This window comes from Streptomyces sp. SCSIO 75703 (genome assembly GCF_036607905.1).
Taxonomy (GTDB): domain Bacteria; phylum Actinomycetota; class Actinomycetes; order Streptomycetales; family Streptomycetaceae; genus Streptomyces.
Map to the genome: position 1 here is coordinate 1418474 of NZ_CP144555.1, position 18384 is coordinate 1436857.

General features: G+C 77.3%; 18 protein-coding genes and 1 tRNA gene. 10 read left to right on the plus strand and 9 right to left on the minus strand.

Annotated elements, in window-relative coordinates; genetic code table 11:
• Positions 1–394 precede the first annotated feature (394 nt).
• The 5 genes from VM636_RS06000 to VM636_RS06020 form a co-directional block, all read right to left on the minus strand.
• Positions 395–874, minus strand: coding sequence for a DUF6099 family protein (locus VM636_RS06000; RefSeq protein ID WP_030421800.1), 480 nt, complete (start codon positions 872–874; stop codon positions 395–397).
• A gap of 194 nt (positions 875–1068) precedes the next feature.
• Positions 1069–1401 (minus strand): nucleotide pyrophosphohydrolase, encoded by a 333-nt coding sequence (locus VM636_RS06005; RefSeq protein ID WP_107091370.1) that lies wholly within the window; start codon positions 1399–1401, stop codon positions 1069–1071.
• 83 nt (positions 1402–1484) lie between these two features.
• Positions 1485–2648 (minus strand): hypothetical protein, encoded by a 1164-nt coding sequence (locus VM636_RS06010; protein ID WP_030421802.1) that lies wholly within the window; start codon positions 2646–2648, stop codon positions 1485–1487.
• Between the two features lie 413 nt (positions 2649–3061).
• Positions 3062–3445 carry a cell division protein SepF gene (locus VM636_RS06015; RefSeq protein WP_030421803.1) on the minus strand — a complete coding sequence of 128 codons (384 nt, stop codon included), beginning with the start codon at positions 3443–3445 and terminating at the stop codon, positions 3062–3064.
• A 202-nt stretch (positions 3446–3647) separates the two neighbouring features.
• Positions 3648–4142, minus strand: a complete 495-nt coding sequence (locus tag VM636_RS06020) for a hypothetical protein (RefSeq protein ID WP_030421804.1) — start codon at positions 4140–4142, stop codon at positions 3648–3650.
• A gap of 331 nt (positions 4143–4473) precedes the next feature.
• Here VM636_RS06020 and VM636_RS06025 point away from each other — a divergent pair, with 331 nt between their 5' ends.
• Positions 4474–5817 carry a chloride channel protein gene (locus tag VM636_RS06025; protein ID WP_030421805.1) on the plus strand — a complete coding sequence of 448 codons (1344 nt, stop codon included), beginning with the start codon at positions 4474–4476 and terminating at the stop codon, positions 5815–5817.
• Entirely contained in the window at positions 5814–6398 is a 585-nt protein-coding gene (locus VM636_RS06030) for a potassium channel family protein (protein ID WP_324616665.1), read from the plus strand. The genes VM636_RS06025 and VM636_RS06030 overlap by 4 nt, the downstream gene beginning before the upstream one ends.
• 435 nt (positions 6399–6833) lie before the next feature.
• Here VM636_RS06030 and VM636_RS06035 read toward each other — a convergent pair whose 3' ends face one another.
• Positions 6834–7571, minus strand: a complete 738-nt coding sequence (locus tag VM636_RS06035) for a DUF2249 domain-containing protein (RefSeq protein WP_030421807.1) — start codon at positions 7569–7571, stop codon at positions 6834–6836.
• Between the two features lie 89 nt (positions 7572–7660).
• Between VM636_RS06035 and fdxA the strand changes: the two genes are divergently transcribed.
• The 6 genes from fdxA (at position 7661) to nrfD (ending at position 11880) form a co-directional block, all read left to right on the plus strand.
• On the plus strand, positions 7661–7987 hold the full coding sequence (gene fdxA, locus VM636_RS06040; RefSeq protein WP_053913744.1) for a ferredoxin: 327 nt from the start codon (positions 7661–7663) through the stop codon (positions 7985–7987).
• 5 nt (positions 7988–7992) lie between these two features.
• Positions 7993–8667, plus strand: a complete 675-nt coding sequence (locus tag VM636_RS06045) for a helix-turn-helix domain-containing protein (protein WP_030421809.1) — start codon at positions 7993–7995, stop codon at positions 8665–8667.
• Between the two features lie 129 nt (positions 8668–8796).
• A complete protein-coding gene (locus tag VM636_RS06050; RefSeq protein WP_030421810.1) occupies positions 8797–9165 on the plus strand; it encodes a cupin domain-containing protein in 369 nt (122 codons plus the stop codon).
• A 49-nt stretch (positions 9166–9214) separates the two neighbouring features.
• Positions 9215–9649: a hypothetical protein gene (locus VM636_RS06055; RefSeq protein ID WP_053913743.1), complete on the plus strand. Its 435-nt coding sequence runs from the start codon at positions 9215–9217 to the stop codon at positions 9647–9649.
• Positions 9650–9937: 288 nt separating this feature from the next.
• Positions 9938–10840 carry a 4Fe-4S dicluster domain-containing protein gene (locus VM636_RS06060; RefSeq protein ID WP_234312700.1) on the plus strand — a complete coding sequence of 301 codons (903 nt, stop codon included), beginning with the start codon at positions 9938–9940 and terminating at the stop codon, positions 10838–10840.
• Positions 10837–11880: an NrfD/PsrC family molybdoenzyme membrane anchor subunit gene (gene nrfD / locus VM636_RS06065; RefSeq protein ID WP_030421813.1), complete on the plus strand. Its 1044-nt coding sequence runs from the start codon at positions 10837–10839 to the stop codon at positions 11878–11880. Before VM636_RS06060 ends, nrfD begins: the two co-directional genes overlap by 4 nt.
• Before the next feature lie 37 nt (positions 11881–11917).
• Here nrfD and selD read toward each other — a convergent pair whose 3' ends face one another.
• Complete coding sequence (selD, locus tag VM636_RS06070) at positions 11918–12940, minus strand: selenide, water dikinase SelD (protein ID WP_053913742.1); 1023 nt, start codon at positions 12938–12940, stop codon at positions 11918–11920.
• 139 nt (positions 12941–13079) lie between these two features.
• Here selD and VM636_RS06075 point away from each other — a divergent pair.
• Positions 13080–13172: transfer RNA gene (locus VM636_RS06075), tRNA-Sec, on the plus strand.
• Between the two features lie 430 nt (positions 13173–13602).
• Entirely contained in the window at positions 13603–14949 is a 1347-nt protein-coding gene (locus VM636_RS06080) for an MFS transporter (RefSeq protein WP_053913877.1), read from the plus strand.
• 31 nt (positions 14950–14980) lie between these two features.
• On the opposite strand, the gene VM636_RS06085 is transcribed toward VM636_RS06080, so the two are convergent.
• Together VM636_RS06085 and selA are read right to left on the minus strand one after the other, a co-directional pair.
• A complete protein-coding gene (locus VM636_RS06085; protein WP_053913741.1) occupies positions 14981–16918 on the minus strand; it encodes a selenocysteine-specific translation elongation factor in 1938 nt (645 codons plus the stop codon).
• Between the two features lie 5 nt (positions 16919–16923).
• Entirely contained in the window at positions 16924–18357 is a 1434-nt protein-coding gene (gene selA, locus VM636_RS06090) for an L-seryl-tRNA(Sec) selenium transferase (protein WP_078962663.1), read from the minus strand.
• Positions 18358–18384: the final 27 nt, after the last annotated feature.

An 18384-nucleotide genomic window follows, 5' to 3' on the forward strand; every position in this document is an offset into this window, starting at 1 on the left:
CTGCTCGGCCGGTCCGCCTCGGACATCCCCCGGGGCGGCGGGTGCGCGCCGGTGGCCCCGGCGGGTGACGGGGGCTGCGGCCCGGGGGCGGGGGCCGCGGGGTGGCGGGGGCTGCCGTCCCGAAACGCCCGGTGGCCCGGTGGCGGGGGGGCACCGGACGAGGTGGGGGCGGAGGGGGCACCGCCGGGACGCCGCCTGCCCGGCGGCCGGACCCTGACCCCAGGACCCGGCGGCCGGGGCCTGGGCGGGGGCCGGGAGGCCGGGGCCGAGGCCGCAAGGTCAGGGCCAAGGCCGCAAGGCCGAGACCAGGAGGCCGGGGCCGGGGCCGGAAGGCCAGGGCCGGGGCCGGAAGGCCGGGGCCGGAAGGCCGGGGCCGGTTGCGGTGGGGCGGGGGTCAGCCTGCCTCTCGTTCGCGGGCCGCGAGGGCCGCCTCCTCCCGGTCGGCCAGTTTGCGGAGCATCTCCAGGACGCGGTCCCGGGACTCGTCGGCCGCGTCGATGGCCTCCAGGCAACTCCAGTAGGTCGCCTCGTCGTCCGCGGCGCAGGCGAGGGAGACCAGGGCGATGCCCGTCTCGCCGAGCAGGGTGCCCAGCCGGACCAACACCTGCCGGGCGTCGCCCAGTTCGGTCAACTGGGCGGCGCGGGGCTCCGCCGGGGCCGGGCCCGGCAGCCGCAGCACCCCGCAGCCCCGCCGCGCCAGCTCGGTCAGGCCCAGGGCCTCGCCGTGCAGCTCGGGGGGCCCGGAGACCGCGAGTCTGCTGCCTATGGCCTGCGCCAGCGCCTGTGCCTGCCACACCTCCGTGAGCATGTCCGGCACCTCACGGCCCGCGGCCAGCGCACGCCCGCTCGTCACGATGAGCCGCACAGCGTCCATGCGCTGCCCCCGTCCCTCTCGCAGCGCGCTCACGGCGCGTGCGCCCGAACTCCCTGATTCACTACCCAGAGTGAAGGCATGCACCCGGAAAAGCCAGGGGAAGGCGGAAAACTCTGGACAGAAAATCGATTTCGGGCGGACCCTGACTCCGGAGAGTGATAACGGAGCGCAGTACTCCCGACCGGGGGCGCATATCACTCCCCCGGTGTGCGCCGTGCGCCCCCTACCGGGAACCGGTCCTCGTTGCGCTCGATCTTCGCCGCCAGCGCATCCAGGGGGTCGACGCCCAGCACCTCGCACAGTTGGAGCAGATAGGCGAGGACGTCGGCGACCTCGTCCCGCACGCGGTGCGCGCTGCCGGCGTCGTCCATGACGCGGGCCGACTCCTCGGGGGTCAGCCACTGGAAGATCTCGACGAGTTCGGCGGCCTCCACGCTCAGCGCGGCGGCCAGGTTCTTGGGGGTGTGGTACGGCTGCCAGTTCCGGGCGGCGGCGAAGTCGGCCAGACGCCGCTGGAGTGCGGGCAGGTCGGCGGCGCCCGGGGCGCCCGGCCGCGGGGCGTCCGGCTGCGGGACGGGGGAGCGCGGTGCGTCGGGAGAGGGATGTGCGGTCACGGTTCCAGGTGTACCACCGTGACGCCCTCGGCCCCCGCCGCCCACGAGGCGTCCGGCACGGAGCCGACCAGGCGGATGTCCCCCCGCTCGCACATCTCGGTGGCCAGGGCGAGGAGTTGGGCACGCTGACGCGCGTCCAGCCCGCGGTCGAGGCCGTCGGCGAGGACGGTGAGGGTCCGGGGCGGGCCGGGCGGCTCCCCCGCCGCGTCGGCCTCCAGCACGCCCGAGCCGGTGAGCAGGACCAGGACGAGGGCGACGTAGCGCAGTTCGCCGTAGCCGAGCCGGGCGAGTCCGGTGCGCACGCCGTCGCCCCGGTCCAGCAGCCCGCGGACGACCCCGCCGACGACGGGCTCCGCCAGTACGTCCGCCACCGGGCCGGTGCATCCGGCGCGGACCGCCGCGACGAACCGGGCGTGCCGCCGGGCGCACACGGGACGCGTGCGCCAGAGCACGTCGGCGAGGTTGTCGCAGCCGGCGAGGAGCCGACCGGTGCCGGTGGGCACCGGTTCGCGCATGCGGCCGGGGCGGGGATCGCAGGCGAAGACGGAGCGCAGCGCGACCAGCATCTGTTCGGCGGCGGCGAGCACCCGGCGCTGTCCGTCGGTCTTGCCGGCCACGCGCAGCGGCACGAGGGCGGTGCCGAGCCGGTCGTCCGGCAGTGGCCCGCGCGTCACCGGCGAGGGGCCCGCCGTGTACCAGGCGGCCTGGACCGCGCGGCGGCCCGGGTCGCGCAGCGCGGTCTGGAGCAGGACGAGGCCGTCCACGCTCAACCGCTCCCCCACCACGCGGAGTTCGGGCTCGGCCTGGACGGCGACGTCGAGGCGGACCGGTCCCTCCGGCCCGTCGGCGGTGCAGCCGATGCGGAAGCCCCGGCGGCGCTGGGCGTCGGGCCGGGCCCGTTCGGGGACGCAGGCGGCCGGGTCGGGGAAGACCGTGCCCAGTTCGGCGCCGCCGCCGAGCCGGGCCAGCGCCTCGTAGGCGCGCAGCGCGCTGGTCTTGCCGCAGCCGCTGGGTCCGGCGAGCACCGTGAGGGGGCCGAGCGGGAACGCGGCCCGCCGGTGCCCGGCGAAGGCGGACAGCCGCAGTTCGGTGACGCAGGGCCGGTCCGGCCGGGGCGGGGCGAGGACGGCGGACGCCGTTTTCGCAGGTGACGCTGCCATATGCCGACCGTAGGACTCCGTGGGGGGGCGAACCGTTCCACCCGGGGGACGTTCCTACGATCGGGGGACGGCGCCGCCGGAGCGCGGACGCGGCGCGCCCGGCCGTCCCGGGGGACGGCACCGCCGCCACCCGCCGTCCGGCGCGCGGTCACACCCCCGGCCGCACACCGTCGCGCCCCCGGCCGACGCGCACGGGACGCCCTGGTACCGGGGTGCCGGCGCGCCGGCCGGCCCCGGACCGCGTGGTCCTCGCCCCCTGCGGCCTCGTACTCCCGGGCCTTCGCCCTCGTCTCCCCCGCGAGCCGTCACCCGTCCGGGCCACGGGCCGTCCGCGCGGCACCGTGAGCTCCGGGGCCGCGGCCCCCGTGCCGCCCGCCCCCGGGACGGACGAGGGCCCCGGCCCCCGTTTCGCCTCACACCCCGGCGGCGCCCTCCATCAGGCCGTTGACCTCGGTCCCGGCCGGGGTCAGCAGGAACACGTTGCGGTCGACGCGGTGCATGCCGTTGCCGAGCCCGAAGACGACCCCCGTGCTGAAGTCCAGGACCCGCTTGGCGACATCGGTCTCGGCGCCGGTCAGGTCGAGCAGGACGGGAATACCCCCCATCAGCGTCTCGGCGACCTCGCGGGCGTCCGCGAAGACACTGACCCGCAGGACGACGAAGCGGCGCCGCGCCGCCGTCCGGTCGTCGGGCAGCGCCCGGTGGCCGACGGCGGACGGCCAGGCGTCGCGTCCGCGCAACGGCACGACCTGGGCGAGCCCTTCCCACTGTTCATCGGTGACGTCGTGGCTGCTCACCGGCTCCCCCCGATTTCCCTCGCCTTTACTGCGTGCACCAGCCAATTCTTACGCCAAGTCACCCGTTCGGCCCAACACCGACACGGGCCCGCGACGGCGCCGGCACGAGGAGGCGCGAGGAGCAGGCGGCCACGGACCCGGGCCGGCCCGCAGGGACCCCGGCCCGAGGCGGCCGGGCCAGGGGCCGGACCCGCCCCGCCGCTCAGGCGTGGTGCTCGTGACGGCTGGCCAGCGCCCAGATCACGAAGACGTCGATCGCCATCATCACGATGGACCAGACGGGCGCGTACGGCAGGAACAGGAACTCGGCGATGAGGCTCAGCGAGGCGAGGACGATGCCCACCACGCGCGCCCAGGCCATGTCCCGCAACAGCCCCCAGCCGGTGAGGATCAGGACGCCGCCGAGGACGACGTGGATGACGCCCCAGCCCGTCAGGTCCAGCTCGTAGACGTACGTGCCGACGCGGGCGTAGACGTCGTTCTCGGAGATGGCGGCGACGCCCTGGAGCACGGAGAGGATGCCGTTCAGCAGCAGCAGGACACCGGCGAAGACGACGCCTCCGACGACCCAGTTCTCGTGGTGGCTCGACGGCGGCCGGCCGTGCGGTCCGCCGGAGCCGTGTGGGGGACCTCCGGGAGAACCGGGGGAGCCGGGAGAGCCGGGAGAACCCGGGGGAGGTGCGGTGTGCTGGCTCATGAGCGCAGTCCTTTCGGCGAGCCCCCGTACGGGCCCGGTCCGCGGGACGCCGCGGGCGCCGGGCCGGCTGAGTCCGAGCCTGCGGGCACACCGGCCGCCCGGCCAGACGGACCTGCCGAACGGGTGAAGGGGCCGGTCCGGGCGCGCGTGCGCCGGGCCGGGCCCTCGCGTTAACTGAACGGTACAGACGGCCCCGTGCGGCCGGTCCGCGGCCCCGCGCCCCGCGGCCCGCGGGAGGCCGGACCCGGCAGCGAGGGGCGGACGAAGGAGGGCCCGTGACGCGTCAGCCCCCGTCCCCCGCGCCCGCCCCGGGCCCGCGCCGGGACGCCCGGTGAGCGCCCCCGGCGATCCCGCGGACGCGCCCGCGCGCGCCGCGCCCGACCAGGCCGAGCGGACTCTGCGCGAGACACTGCTCAGTCCCGGCTATCCCCGGTTGTTGCTGCTGTGCGTGCTGCTCGGCGTACCCGTCGCCGTGGCCTGCTTCTTCTTCGTCGGGCTCCAGCACCAGGTGCAGCACTGGGTGTGGACGTCGCTGCCCGAGGCCGTCGGCTACCGCACCCCTCCGTGGTGGTGGCCGTTGCCCGCGCTGGCCCTGGCCGGGGTGATCCTCGCGCCGATCGTCACCCGGATGCCGGGCGCCGGCGGGCATCTGCCGGTCGACGGGCTCGGCGGGGCGCCCGTCGGCCCCCGGGCGCTGCCGGGCGCGGTCCTGGCCGCGCTGGCCACCCTGCCGCTCGGCGTGGTCCTCGGTCCCGAGGCGCCCCTGATGGCCGTGGGCAGCGGCCTCGCCCTGCTCGCGCTGCGCCGGACCGGCACGCCCGAGGACAGCGGCGCCGGGAGGATCGTCGCCACCGCCGGTTCCACCGCCGCCATCTCCACCATCCTCGGCGGTCCGGTGGCCGCCGCCGTCCTGCTCATCGAGGGCGCGGGGCTCGGCGGGGCGCGGCTGGTCGCGCTGCTGCTGCCGTGCCTGCTGGCGAGCGCGGCGGGCGCGCTGGTCTTCACCGGCTTCGGCCAGTGGACGGGGCTGAAGATCGGCGCGCTCGCGCTGCCCGTCGTGCCGCCGTCCGCCAATCCGGACGCCGGGGACTTCCTGTGGGGGCTGCCGACGGCCGCGCTGATCGCGGTGCTGATCACGCTGGCCCGGCGGCTGGGGCGCCGTACCGCCTCCTGGACCGGTCGCCGTCCGGTGGCGCGCACCGTCCTGTGCGCCGGCGCGGTCGGGGTGTGCCTCAGCGCCTACGCCCTGATCACCGGCCGGTCCCCGGCGGAGGCGGCGCTGTCCGGGCAGAGCACGCTGGCCGCGCTCGCGGAGCGTCCGCACGCCTGGTCGGTGGGCGCGCTGGTGGCGTTGGTCGCCTGCAAGGGGCTGGCCTGGGGGGTCGCCCTGGGCAGTCTGCGCGGCGGCCCGATCTTCCCCTCGGTGCTGCTCGGGGCGGCGACGGCGCTGGCCTGCTCGGGCCTGCCCGGCTTCGGTGTGGCACCGGCGCTGGCGCTCGGCATCGCGGCCGCCGCGGCGGCGGTGACGGGGCTGCCGCTGGCGAGTGCGGTGCTGGCGGTGCTGCTGGTGGGCTCCGACGCGCACGAGCAGACACCGCTCATCGTGATGGCGTCGGTCGTCTCCTTCGTCGTGGCCCAACTCGTGCCGCGCGGGCGGGCGGAGGCGTCCCCGTGACCCGGCACCACCGGGCCGTCCCGCCGGACGGCGGCGGGGACACCGGCCCGGACGCGGGTACGCCGGCCTGGCGCGGTTCGCTCGCCTGGCTGCTGTGCGCCGCCGCCGGGGTGGGCATGGTGGTGGCCTACTTCCTGGCCCCTCTCGACCAACTCGGGCCGCGACGCCCGGCGTTGAGCTGGGCGCTGTTCGCGGGGGCGCTGTGCGTCGTGGCCGGACTGCTGCTGCGGGAGATCCGCAACGTCCTCGTCGACCGCCCGCGCACCCGGCCCGGCGTGATGATCACGCTGCTGATCCTGGTGACCGTGCACGTCTTCTCGACCGCGTACTACGCCCTCGCCAAGGAGCCCGGCCAGTTCGCGGGGGACCTGCGCACCCGCCTGGACGCCCTGTACTTCACGATCGTGACGCTCGCGACGGTCGGCTACGGCGACATCGCCCCCAGCGGCCAGACCTCCCGGACGGTGGCCGTGATCCAGATCCTCTACAGCTTCGTCTTCCTCACCGCCGCCGCGACCGCGCTGACCCAGCGGATGCGCAGGGTGCTGGAGCGCCGGGCGGAGCGCGACCAGGGCGGATGACACCCGTCTTCGTCCCGGCGCGGGGACCGCGGAGCGGACTGGGACGGGGGCCCGCACACCGCGGCGGCCGGCGCCGGGCGGACGGCGTCCGGCGGAAGCATCGGGCGGGCGTCCGGCGCAGGCACCGGGCGGGGCTCCGCACACCGGGCCGCCCGCGCGCGGGCGGGGCCACCGCGGTGAGGTCTCCTCAAGACGTCGGCCTCGCCCCGCGCCGGACGGGGCCGCGCCGCTCACCCCGAGGACGTGCCCACCGGCCGGCCGCCCCGACGCCGGCGCGCGCGGACCCGCCGACGCGGGGGAGCCGCGGGCCGCCCGGGGCGCGGCGGCGTCACCGTCCCGGGGGCGGGGCCGTTGCCGGGCCCGGAACGCCCCCCGCCCCCGAAGGCGTCGGCGGCCCCGGCGTCGGCCCACGTCCCCACAGGGCCCCGGCCCCGGTCAGTCCGCCGGCACCGCCCGCCTGCCGATGCGTACCCGCCAGACGTCCGGGCCGGACTCCACGTACTCCCAGGTGTGCGCGCCCGGGTGGGTCGCCTCGAACTCGCGGCGCAGCGGTTTGGGGTCGTGGTTGTTGACCAGGACGAAGTCCTCGCCGGGCGCGAGCCGGGCGAAGCGGGTGAAGATCCGCGGGTGGCGCCGCCCGTGCGGAATCTCGCGGACGTCGACGACCGCCGGCTCGTCGAGCCGGCCGCCCCCGGCCAGGATGCGCAGGTCCGCGACGAGCGCGGGCAGGTCGGCGCCGGGCAGCCCCGTCAGCGCGGGCAGCAGGGCCTCCTCCTCGGCGGCGAGCCGCGCCTCCAGCACCGCCTCGACGGCGGCGGCCGCCTCGCCCGCTGCCGTGCGGTCGGCGGCGGGCAGCGCGTCGATATGCCGGTCGAGGACCGTGGTCACCGTGCGCAGCGCCCGGACCAGCAGGCGGGTCTCGGCGGCGCCGGACGCGGCGGCGTACAGCGTCCGGTCGACGGCGGACAGGTGCCGGCGCAGCTCACCGGCGCAGAACTCCGCCAGGGCGCTCCCCCCGGCTGCCGCGCCCGGCCCTTCCGCGCCCGCGTCGGCGGCGCGCGCCGCGGCCAGCCCGGCCCGCAGCCGCCGGTGCGCCTCCTCGACGGCGGCGCGTGCGCCGACGGCCGGATCGGTGGCCGTCCCTTCGATGTACACCTCGGACGACGATGTCACGACGTACTCCTCCCGGTGCCGTGCGATGGGCCACGATTATTACAGGTACTATTTGGAGAAACCCCTCCCGGTGGTGTGAGGAGCGTGTCGTGACCTATGTGATCGCTCAGCCGTGCGTCGACGTGAAGGACCGGGCGTGCGTCGAGGAGTGCCCGGTCGACTGCATCTACGAGGGACGGCGCTCGCTGTACATCCACCCCGACGAGTGCGTCGACTGCGGCGCCTGCGAACCGGTCTGCCCCGTGGAGGCGATCTTCTACGAGGACGACGTACCGTCACCGTGGGCCGAGTACACGCGGGCGAACGCCGAGTTCTTCGACCGCGTCGGCTCGCCGGGCGGGGCCGCCAAGCTCGGGCTCGTCGAGCACGACCACCCGCTCGTCGCCGCAGTGCCCCCGAACGCCCAGGAAGGCTGACCGCCGTGTCCCCCACCGAGGAGCGGGAACCGCTCTCCCCCCGCCGCCGCGCCGTCCTCGACGCACTGCGCGAGTCCCCCGCCCCGCAGGGCGTGACCGAGGTCGCCGAGCGGCTCGGGGTGCACCCCAACACCGTGCGCTTCCACCTCGACGCGCTGGTGTCCCGGGGCCGGGTCGAGCGGACCGCGGAACGGCCCTCGGGCCCCGGCCGCCCGCGCACCGTCTACGCCGCCCGCCGGGGCATGGACCGGGGTGGGGCGCGCCGCTACCAGTTGCTGGCGCGGATGCTGCTCGGCCGGCTGGCGGCCGAGGGGCCGGGCGCCGGGGCGGCGGCCGTCGAGGCGGGCCGTGACTGGGGCCGGTACCTCGTCGAGCAGTTCCCGCCCTCCCGGCCGCCGACGGCCGGTGAGGCGGCCGGACGGCTGACGGCCATGCTCGACGACCTGGGCTTCGCGCCGCGGCTCGGCGAGGAGGACGGGCGGCCGGACCGGGTCTGGCTGCGGCACTGTCCGTTCCTCGAACTCGCCGAGGAGCACGGCGAGATCGTCTGCCCACTGCACCTGGGGCTGATGCAGGGCGCCCTGGCCGAGCTGGACGCCCCGCTGGCCGCCACCCGTCTGGAGCCCTTCGCCGAACCCGACGCCTGCCTGGCCCACCTGGCGGTCACCGCGGCGCCCTGAGTCCCGGCCGCCGGACCCGTCCAGCCCGTCACCCGTCCCACCCGTCACCCGTCCGGTCCCGCCCGTTCGGGCCCGCCCGTTTCGGACCCCATCCGCCGGCACACCCGCCGGCCTTCCCGAGGAGACCCCGTGCACGTCGCCGACACCGCCACCGCCACCCGCCACCGCGCCCCGCTCACGGGCGGCCCGACCGCCACGCCGCTCACCGCCGGGACCACGTCGGACCGCGTCGCCGTCGTCCACCTCGAACTCCCGGCGGGCGGCGGCCTGCCCGAACACGACCACGGCGCCTCGGAGATCGTCCTGATCCCGCTCTCCGGCACGGCCCTGCTGCGGCACGCCGGGGACGAACACCGCCTGTCCCCCGGCACGAGCGCGCACATCGCCACCGGGGAGCGGGTCGCCCTCGTGAACCCGGGCGACGGCCCCGTCTCGCTGATGGTGGTGGCCTCGCCGCCCGAGTTCGCGGCGCACATCGCCTCCTGGCCCCTCGCCTGACCGGCGCCCCCGCCCCGGCCACCCCCCTGCGGAGAGACGAGATCCAGCGATGCACGCGACGTCGGCGGCCACTGCGGGCGCCCTCACCTTCCTCTGGCTGGGCATGGTGCTGGCGATCTCCTTCCTGGAGGCGCCCCTGAAGTTCCGTGCCCCGGGCGTGACGATCCCCCTCGGGCTCGGCATCGGGCGGCTGGTCTTCCGCGCCCTCAACCTCGCGGAGGCCGCGCTCGCCGCCGGCGTCGTCGTCGCGGTCGCCACGGGCGGCCCGTCCGCGGCCGTCGTCGCGCTCACCGCCGTCGCGGCGGTGGTCCTCACCGTGCAACTGGGCCTCGTACGGCCCCGGCTCAACCGCCGTTCGGACGCGGTGCTGGCGGGCGCGGACCCCGCCGAGACCCGGTCCCGCGCCCATCTCCACTACGTCGGCCTGGAGATCGTGAAGGTCCTGGCCCTGCTCGCGCTGGGCTGCCTGCTCCAGGCCGCCTGAGCCCGTCCCCGCGACCTCCCCGCCCCACCGGCCGATCCCGCCCCGGGCCCCGGCGCTGCTCCCCTCGGCCCGCCTCTCCACCCGTCCGGCCCTGGGCGCGGCCGTTTCGGCGGGCCGGGGCCGGGGCACCCGTGCCAGGCTCGACGGGAGCGAGGAGGAGCGCAGATGACGGACGGGACGACCGCGCGCCGGGAGGACGCCGACGACGAGGCGATCCGTGCCCACCTGTTCTCCGGCCCCCAGCCGGACGTGGCCAGAGCCGCCGGCCACACCGACCCCCCGCCCCGGATGGGCTTCTTCACCGACACCTCCGTCTGCATCGGCTGCAAGGCGTGCGAGGTGGCGTGCAAGGAGTGGAACGCCATCCCCGAGGACGGCCTCGAGTTCACCGGCATGTCCTACGACAACACCCAGGGCCTCGGCGCCGGCACCTGGCGGCACGTGGCCTTCATCGAGCAGCGCAAGCCGCTCGGCGGGCAGGAACCCGGCACCGGCCACGACCACGTGGACGTCTTCGCCGCCGCCCGCGGCCTCGACGCCTCCGCGACCACGCCCGCGCCGGGTACGGCGCCCCCGGGCGCCCCGGCCGGGGAGATCTCCCCCCTCGCCCCCGACGGGCGCCCCGAACTGCGCTGGCTGATGTCCTCCGACGTGTGCAAGCACTGCACCCACGCCGCCTGCCTGGACGTGTGCCCCACCGGCTCGCTCTTCCGCACGGAGTTCGGCACGGTCGTCGTCCAGCAGGACGTCTGCAACGGCTGCGGCTACTGCGTCCCCGCCTGCCCCTACGGCGTCATCGACCAGCGCCCCGACGACGGACGCGCCTGGAAGTGCACCCTCTGCTACGACCGCCTCGGCGTCGGCATGGAACCGGCCTGCGCGAAGGCGTGCCCCACCGACTCCATCCAGTTCGGCGAGCTGGACGAACTGCGGGAACGCGCGGCGGCCCGTGTCGCCCGGCTGCACGCGGCCGGGGTGCCCGACGCGCGGCTGTACGGGGAGGACCCCGGGGACGGCGTCGGCGGCGACGGCGCGTTCTTCCTGCTGCTGGACGAACCGGAGGTGTACGGGCTGCCCCCCGACCCGGTCGTCACCACCCGTGACCTGCCCGCCATGTGGCGGTACGCGGCGGCGGCGGCCGTGTCGGTGGCCGCGCTGACGGCCGCCGCCTTCGCCGGGAGGCACCGATGACCGGCACCGGGACACCGCCCGGCCGGACGCCCGGCGAACCCACCGGGCGGGACGCGCTCACCGGGACGTACGCCGGGCGGCGCAGGCGGCGGCGCGGGCGCGGCGAGCGGGCGATGGTGCCCGAGGCCGAGTTCTCCTCGTACTACGGCCGGGCCATCCTCCACAAGCCGACGTGGAAGGCGGTCGACATCGCGGGCTACCTCTTCCTCGGCGGGCTCGCCGGGGCGTCCTCGCTGCTGGCGGCGGGCGGCGAGGCCACCGGCCGGCCCGCGCTGGCGCGGACCGCGAAGCTGGGCGCGGCCGGCGCCATCTCCCTCTCGCTGGCCGCGCTCGTCCACGACCTGGGACGGCCGGCCCGCTTCGTGAACATGCTCCGCGTCTTCAAGCCGACCTCCCCGATGAACCTCGGCTCCTGGCTGCTGGCCGGGTACGCGCCGCTCACGATGGTCGCCGCGGCGACCGACGTCGCGGGCCGCCACCGGCTCATCGGCACCGCCGCCACCGCGTCCGCCGCCGTCCTCGCCCCGGCGGTGGCGACGTACACCGCGGTGCTGATCTCCGACACGGCGGTGCCCGCCTGGCACGACGGCCACCGCGAGATGCCCTTCGTCTTCGCCGGGTCGGCGGCCTGCGCGGGGGCCGGACTCGCCCTGGCCGGTGCGCCCGTGGCGCAGACCGGGCCCGCGCGCCGGGCGGCCCTGCTGGGCGCGGCGCTCGAAGTGGGCGCCTTCGAGGTGATGCGCCGGCGGATGGGCCTGGCGGCCGAGACCCTCGGCACCGGGCGGGCCGGCCGGCTGCTGCGCGCGGCGGAACTGCTCACCGCCGGGGGCGCCGTGCTGGCGGCCGGCGCGGGCGGGCGCGGGCGCGGCGCCGCGGCGGTGGCGGGCGCGGCGCTGCTGGCCGGCTCGGCGGCCCTGCGGTTCGGCGTCTTCCACGCCGGGGTCGCCTCCGCCGAGGACCCCCGTTACACGGTGATCCCGCAACGCCTGCGCCTGGAGGCCCGCGCGGCCGGGCCGCGTACCGGCCCGGCCGCGGACTGAGGCACCCGGGACCCGGTCGCCCCTCCCGGTGTCCCGCTCACCTCAGGACGACGGTGTGGGCACCCCGCGGCACGAGGTGGCCGATCACGGGGGCGCCGGGGACCTCACCGGCGACGAGCAGCCCGCCGGAGGTCTGGGCGTCGGCGAGCAGGAGGCGCGTGTCGGTGCCGGTGGTGCCGAAGTCGGTGGTGGGCGCGACCCAGTCGAGGTTGCGCCGGGTGCCGCCGCTGACGTAGCCGTCCCGTACCGCCTCGCGCGCGCCGTCCAGGAAGGGCACGGCGGCGGTGTCGACCACGGCGGTCACCCCGGAGGCGCGGGCCAGCTTGTGCAGGTGGCCGAGGAGGCCGAAGCCGGTGACGTCGGTGGCACAGACCGCGCCCGCGGCGAGGGCGGCGGCGGAGGCGTCCCGGTTCAGCTCGACCATGGTGGCGACGGCCTGAGCGAAGCGTTCGCCGGTGGCCTTGTGACGGTTGTTCAGGACGCCGAGGCCGAGCGGTTTGGTGAGGGAGAGCGGCAGTCCGGGCCGGCCCGCGTCGTTGCGCAGCAGCCGGCCGGGGTGGGCCAGCCCGGTGACGGCCATGCCGTACTTGGGTTCCGGATCGTCCACGCTGTGCCCGCCGCCGACGTGGCAGCCGGCCTCCGCGGCGATGTCGAGCCCGCCGCGCAGCACCTCGCGGGCGAGGTCGAGGGGCAGCACGTCGCGGGGCCAGGCGAGCAGGTTGACGGCGAGGACGGGCCGGCCGCCCATGGCGTACACGTCCGAGAGGGCGTTGGCGGCGGCGATGCGGCCCCAGTCGTACGGGTCGTCGACGACCGGGGTGAAGAAGTCGGCGGTGGAGACCATCGCCTGGGCGGGGGCGCCGCCGGCGGCGGGCAGGGCGACGACGGCGGCGTCGTCGCCGGTGGCGAGGCCGACGAGCAGCGGCAGGCCGGTGCCGGGCCGGGGCCCGGCCAGCCCGCCGAGCACGTCCTCCAGCTCCCCGGGCGGGATCTTGCAGGCGCAGCCGCCGCCGTGGGCGTACTGGGTGAGGCGTACGGGGGTCTCGCGCGTGAGCGTCATACGGGGTCTTTCTCCTCGGGCTCGTCGGGCGCGTCGGGCGTGTCGGCTGGTCGGCGCGTCGGGGCGTCGGGGCGTCGGGGCGTTCGGGTGTGCCGGGCCGCCGCCGGACACGGCGTTCCGGTTAGGGTGGGCGGGCGATGGAGGCGTGTGGGTGCCTGGTGGCCCTCCCGGTCTTCAAAACCGAGGTGCCCGAGGATCTCGGGCAGGCGGGTTCGATTCCCGTCCGCCTCCGCTCTCCCTCCCGCCGGAGAGTCGCCCTCCTCGCCCGCCCCAAACCCGGGGCACCCCACCCTTCTACCCCGCCCCTCCCCCGCCCCGGCGGAAGCACGCCCGAAACCGGACCGAACGCCCCGGACCGGCGGCCGTCGGCGGGGGCGGCACGGTGACCGGGGTCTCGGGACGGGGTGCCCGGTGCCGGTAGGGTCTGACGTATGTCTGCTTCTGCTGCGGCGGCCTGTGCCGCGGTGACGAGGGCGCTCCGCTAGCGGCGGGGCGTTCGTCCCACGTTCGGAGGACGTCCAGCCGCTTCGTGTTCGGACCGGAGCGGCATGTCGTGCTGCTCGGAAGACTTCTGAGCGACGGAGCAGTCGGTGGTTTCAGGTGTTCTCCCTTCGTGCCGGGACGGATGGTCCCCGGTGCGCGCGTGGCTGGTGCTGTGCTGCATGGCCACGCTGCAGTTCCTGGTCGCGGTCGACGTGACCGTGGTCAACGTGGCCCTCCCCTCGATCGGGGCCCGTTTCGGCGTCGGCGGGCACGCGCTGACCTGGGTCGTGGTCGGGTACACGATCACCGGTGGCGGGCTGTTGATGCTCGGCGGCCGGCTGGGCGACGTGGTGGGCAGGCGGCGTGTCCTGCTGCTCGGCACGGCCCTCTTCGGCGCCGCGTCCCTGGCGGCGGGGCTCGCGCCGTCGTTCGGCCTGCTGGTGGCGGCGCGGTTGGCACAGGGGGCCGGCGAGGCGCTCGCGTTGCCGGCCGCGATGGCGGTGATCGTGCTGATGTTTCCCGAAGGGCCGCTCAGGTCACGGGCGTTGAGTGTGTGGGCGGCCGTGGCGAGTGGGGGGCTCGTGCTGGGGTTCGTGGTCTCCGGGGTCGTCACCGAGTGGCTCGGGTGGCGGTGGATCTTCCTGGTGTCCGTGCCGTTCGTGGTGCTCGTGCTCGCCGGGGTGGCCGCGCTCGTACCGCGTCAACGGCCCGCCGGACGGACGCCGGTGGACGTTCCCGGGGCGCTGCTGCTGACCGCCGGGCCGCTGCTGTTCACGCTCGGGGTGGTCGAGGCGGGGCGCGCGGGCGGCGCGCGGCCGTGGGCGGCGCCGGCGGCCCTGGCCGGCGCGGCGGTGGCGGGGGCGCTGTTCGCGGCCGTCGAGCGCCGGGCGCGGAACCCGCTCGTACCGCCTGGCCTGCTGCGCAACCGGCCGCGGGTCCTGGCCAACCTCGCCACCGCGCTGCTGAGCGCGGCGCTGTCCACCTCGTTCCTGCTGTTCGCCTACTACCTCCAGGACCGGTGGGGCGCCGGGCCGCTCCGGGCCGGGCTCACCATGGTGCCGTTGGCGGTCTGCCTGATCGCGGCCTCCGTCCTGGTGCCCCGGCTCCTCAGGCGGTGGGGGCCCCGCGCCTGCGTCCTGGCCGGGATCGGGTTCACCGCCCTGGCGATGGCGTGGATCGGCCTGGGTGCCCGACTCGGCGTCTGCGGGCCTGCGTTGATCCCGGCCATGGTGCTCGTCGCCGCCGGGATGGGCTTCGGGCTCGTCGCCCTGCAGTACGTCGCGGTGTCCGGGGTGACCGGGGAGGACGCCGGGATCGCCTCCGGAGTCCAGCGCGCCGCCGACCAGTTGGGCGGGGCCACCGGGGTCGCGGTCTGTGTCGGCGTCGGGTTCGCGCCCGCCGTGCACGGCGTCGACCCCTACCTCGCGGGCAGTGTCCCCGCCCTCGCCGGGCTCGCCGTGGCGGCGGTCCTGGCCTGGCGGATCTCCGTGCCGGACGCGGTGACGGGGCAGGTGGCGGACGGCTGAGCCCCGGGCCCGGCGGGGCGCGTCGCGGGGCTCACCGCGGCGCGTCCGGACCGGGCCCGGCCGCGGGCGGGCACCGGCGGTGCCGGGGGTCCGGGCGAGCGGTGAGCCCCCGGGCGTCCAGGTGTTCCAGGAGGGGGACGGCCACGCGGCGGGTGGTGTCCAGGGCCTTGCGGGCCTCGCTCAGCGTGAAGGGCTGCGGCAGTTCCCGCAGGACGGCGGCGGCGCGTTCGGCGGCGTCGGGCAGGAGCAGGATGTCCTCGCCGACCCGCAGGAGCGCCCCGGCGGCGACCGCGGCGGCCATCGCCTTGCGGGTGAGGCCCAGTTCGGCCAGCCGTCCGGCCTCCGGCGCGCGGAACGGCGACAGTTCCAGTTCCGCCCGTACGGCCTCGACGGCCGCCCGCACCGCCGGCGGCAGTGTCGGCCCCGCCCCGCCGGGCCCGTACACCCGGCCCTGTTCACGGCGCAGCCGGACCGTGCCGGGGGTGTCCGCGAGGGCGTCGACCAGGCTCCTCTCGGGCAGGCCGAGCAGGTGCCGGGCCGCCTCGGCGGGGAGGCCGGGCTCCAGCGGGTGGCGTTCGGCGTGCCGCGCCACCTCGGCGGCGAGACGGTCGCGCAACCCGGTCCAGTGAGCCGGGTCCGCCAGCCAGTCCCCGGCGACGGCCGGCATGTCGGCCGGGACGCCCATGGCTCTCAGAAGGGCACGGCGGACGAGGCCACGGCGTCGCACCTCGCCTGCGGCGTCGGGCTGTCCGGTCATCTCGGCCAGGTCGGCCGCCCGGCGCCGGCCGGCTCCGCGCCGGGTCAGCCGGGGCGGGCGCACGTCGAGGACGGTGGCGGCGCGCGGGCGGTGTCCGCCGCCCGGCTCGCGCAGGACGGCCCGGTCGCCGACGCGCAGCGGCAGCGTCCCGGTGAGGGTGAGCCGGGCGGTGTCCGTGCCGAGCGGGCGGACCGTCACCGGGACGGCGGCCGTGCCGATGTGCAGGGTCACCGCACGGGGCAGTTCCGCGACCGGGCACCCGGTGACGCGGACGTCGGCCAGCCCGGTCGGCAGCCAGGCGTCCGGGGTCGTCAGCGCCCGGCCCCGGCCGAGGACGTCCTTGCCGGCGCCGTGGACGTTGACCGCGACGCGGGCCACCCCGGTGACCTCGGAACGCTCCTCCTGGAGGCACTGCAGTCCCCGCACCCGTACGGCGGTGCCGTCGCCGGTGGTGAGCCGGTCGCCGACGCGGAGCGTGCCGGCCGCGAGGGTGCCGGTGACGACGGTGCCGTGGCCGCGTACGGTGAACGCCCGGTCCAGCCACAGCCGGACGTCCGCGTCGGCCGGCGGCTGCGGCAACGCGGCGGCCAGACGGGCCAGTTCGGAGCGCAGGTGGTCGAGTCCGGCGCCGGTCACCGCGCTCACCGCGACCGACGGCACGGTGCCGAGGGAGGTGGCGGCCAGCCGTTCGGTCGCGTCGGCGCGTACGGGCCCGGGGTCGGCCAGGTCGGCGCGGGTCACCGCGAGCACGGCGTGACGGACGCCGAGCGCGTCCAGGATCTCCAGGTGTTCCTGCGACTGGGGCTGCCAGCCCTGGTCGGCGGCGACCACGAAGAGCACGGCGGGGACGGGGCCGACGCCGGCGAGCATCGTGGCGACGAAGCGTTCGTGGCCCGGGACGTCGACGAAGGCGAGGGTGTCGTGGGCGGCGCCCGTCCCGGTGTCCGACGTGCCGGTGGTGCCCGGGGCGCCCGGGGCGCCGGCCGTGGTGCCCGGGGCGCCGGCGCTCCCGGCGGGGGCGGGCGCGCCGGGCAGGGGCCCGTCCGCCCCGGTGGTGCCGGCCGCGTCCACCCGGGTCCACACGAAGCCGAGGTCCAGGGTGAGACCCCGGCGGCGCTCCTCCTCGTACCGGTCGGGTTCCCTGCCGGTCAGGGCGCGGACCAGGGTGGACTTGCCGTGGTCGACGTGTCCGGCGGTGGCCAGTACCCGCATCCTCCCTACCTCCCCGCCGCCGACCGCACGGCGTTGGCGAGCCGGGCGTCGTCCGGCTCCGGCACCGAGCGCAGGTCGAGCAGGCAGCGGCCCGCCTCCAGCCTGCCCACCACGGGGTCGGTCCCGCCGCGCAGGGCGGCGGCGTACCGCTCGGGCAGGGAGAGCGCCGCGCTGGGCAGCGTCACGCCGGGGGCGCCGCCGCCGCCGACCGTGGCGGTGCTGGGGACCGCCCGCGCGTCGACGCCGTCGGCGGACAGGGCGGCGGCGAGCCGTTCGGCGCGGCGGGTCAGCGCGGCCGGGTCGGCGTCCAGGGCCTCGGCGGTGGGGGTGCCGGGTCCGGTGAGGGTGGCCTCCAGCGCGGCCAGGGTCAGTTTGTCGACGCGCAGGGCGCGGGCGAGGGGGTGCCGGGCGAGGGTACGGACGGTGTCCTCGCGGCCGAGGAGCAGTCCGCACTGGGGTCCGCCGAGCAGTTTGTCACCGCTGGCGGTGACGAGGGCGGCGCCCGCGCGCAGCGGGGTCCGCGCGTCGGGTTCCTCGGGCAGCAGCGGGTGGGGGGCGAGCAGCCCGGAGCCGATGTCGACGACGACGGGGACGCCGAGGGGGACGAGGTCGCCGACCTCGGCGGCACGGGTGAAGCCGGTGACCCGGAAGTTGGACGGGTGCACCTTGAGGATGAACGCCGTGTCGGGGCCGAGCGCGTCGGCGTAGTCGGCGGGCGTGGTGCGGTTCGTCGTGCCGACCTCGCGCAGCCGGGCGCCGGTGGAGACCAGCAGGTCGGGCAGGCGGAATCCGTCGCCGATCTCCACCATCTCGCCCCGGCTGACGACGATCTCGCGGCCGGCGGCGAGCGCGGTGGCGGTCAGGACGAGGGCGGCGGCCCCGTTGTTGACGACGTGGACGGCTTCGGCGGACGGCACCCGGTCGTGGAGCGCGGCGAGCGCGGTCCGGCCGCGGCGGGCGCGGGCGCCGGTGCGCAGGTCGAGTTCGACGTCGGTGGGCCCGGCGGCGTCCCACACCGCGTGCCGGGCGGCCGGGGAGAGCGCGGCGCGGCCGAGGTTGGTGTGCAGCAGGACGCCGGTGGCGTTGAGGACGGGGCGCAGGCCGCTCGCGGCGCGCGGCAGCAGGGCGACGGCCGCGTCGGCGACCTCGCCGGGCGCGAGGGTGCCCGCGCGGGCGCGCTCCTGCGCCCGGTGGACGGCCGCCTTCACCCGTACCGCGCCGAGCCGGGCGACGGCCTCCCGCAGCCGGGGGTCGGCCAGCAGGCGGTCGGTGCGGGGGACGCGGCGACGGGGGTCGGGGGCACCGGGCCCGTCCGCGCCCGTTCCGCCCTTCGCCCCGGCGGCCTCCGTGCCGCCACCCGTGCCGACGGTCGCCGCTGCGCCGGCCGCCCCGACGGCCCCCGTTCCGCCAACCGGCCCGGCGGCGCCCGTCGCGCTCACCGCCCTGGTGGTGTCCCTTCCGCCATC

Coding starts and splice junctions, on each gene's coding strand:
- VM636_RS06020 (WP_030421804.1), bottom strand. CDS start 4,142: ATGAGCCAGCACACCGCACCTCCCCCGGGTTCTCCCGGCTCTCCCGGC.
- VM636_RS06010 (WP_030421802.1), bottom strand. CDS start 2,648: ATGGCAGCGTCACCTGCGAAAACGGCGTCCGCCGTCCTCGCCCCGCCC.
- VM636_RS06085 (WP_053913741.1), bottom strand. CDS start 16,918: ATGCGGGTACTGGCCACCGCCGGACACGTCGACCACGGCAAGTCCACC.
- VM636_RS06000 (WP_030421800.1), bottom strand. CDS start 874: ATGGACGCTGTGCGGCTCATCGTGACGAGCGGGCGTGCGCTGGCCGCG.
- nrfD (WP_030421813.1), top strand. CDS start 10,837: ATGACCGGCACCGGGACACCGCCCGGCCGGACGCCCGGCGAACCCACC.
- VM636_RS06060 (WP_234312700.1), top strand. CDS start 9,938: ATGGGCTTCTTCACCGACACCTCCGTCTGCATCGGCTGCAAGGCGTGC.
- VM636_RS06080 (WP_053913877.1), top strand. CDS start 13,603: ATGGCCACGCTGCAGTTCCTGGTCGCGGTCGACGTGACCGTGGTCAAC.
- VM636_RS06055 (WP_053913743.1), top strand. CDS start 9,215: ATGCACGCGACGTCGGCGGCCACTGCGGGCGCCCTCACCTTCCTCTGG.
- selD (WP_053913742.1), bottom strand. CDS start 12,940: ATGACGCTCACGCGCGAGACCCCCGTACGCCTCACCCAGTACGCCCAC.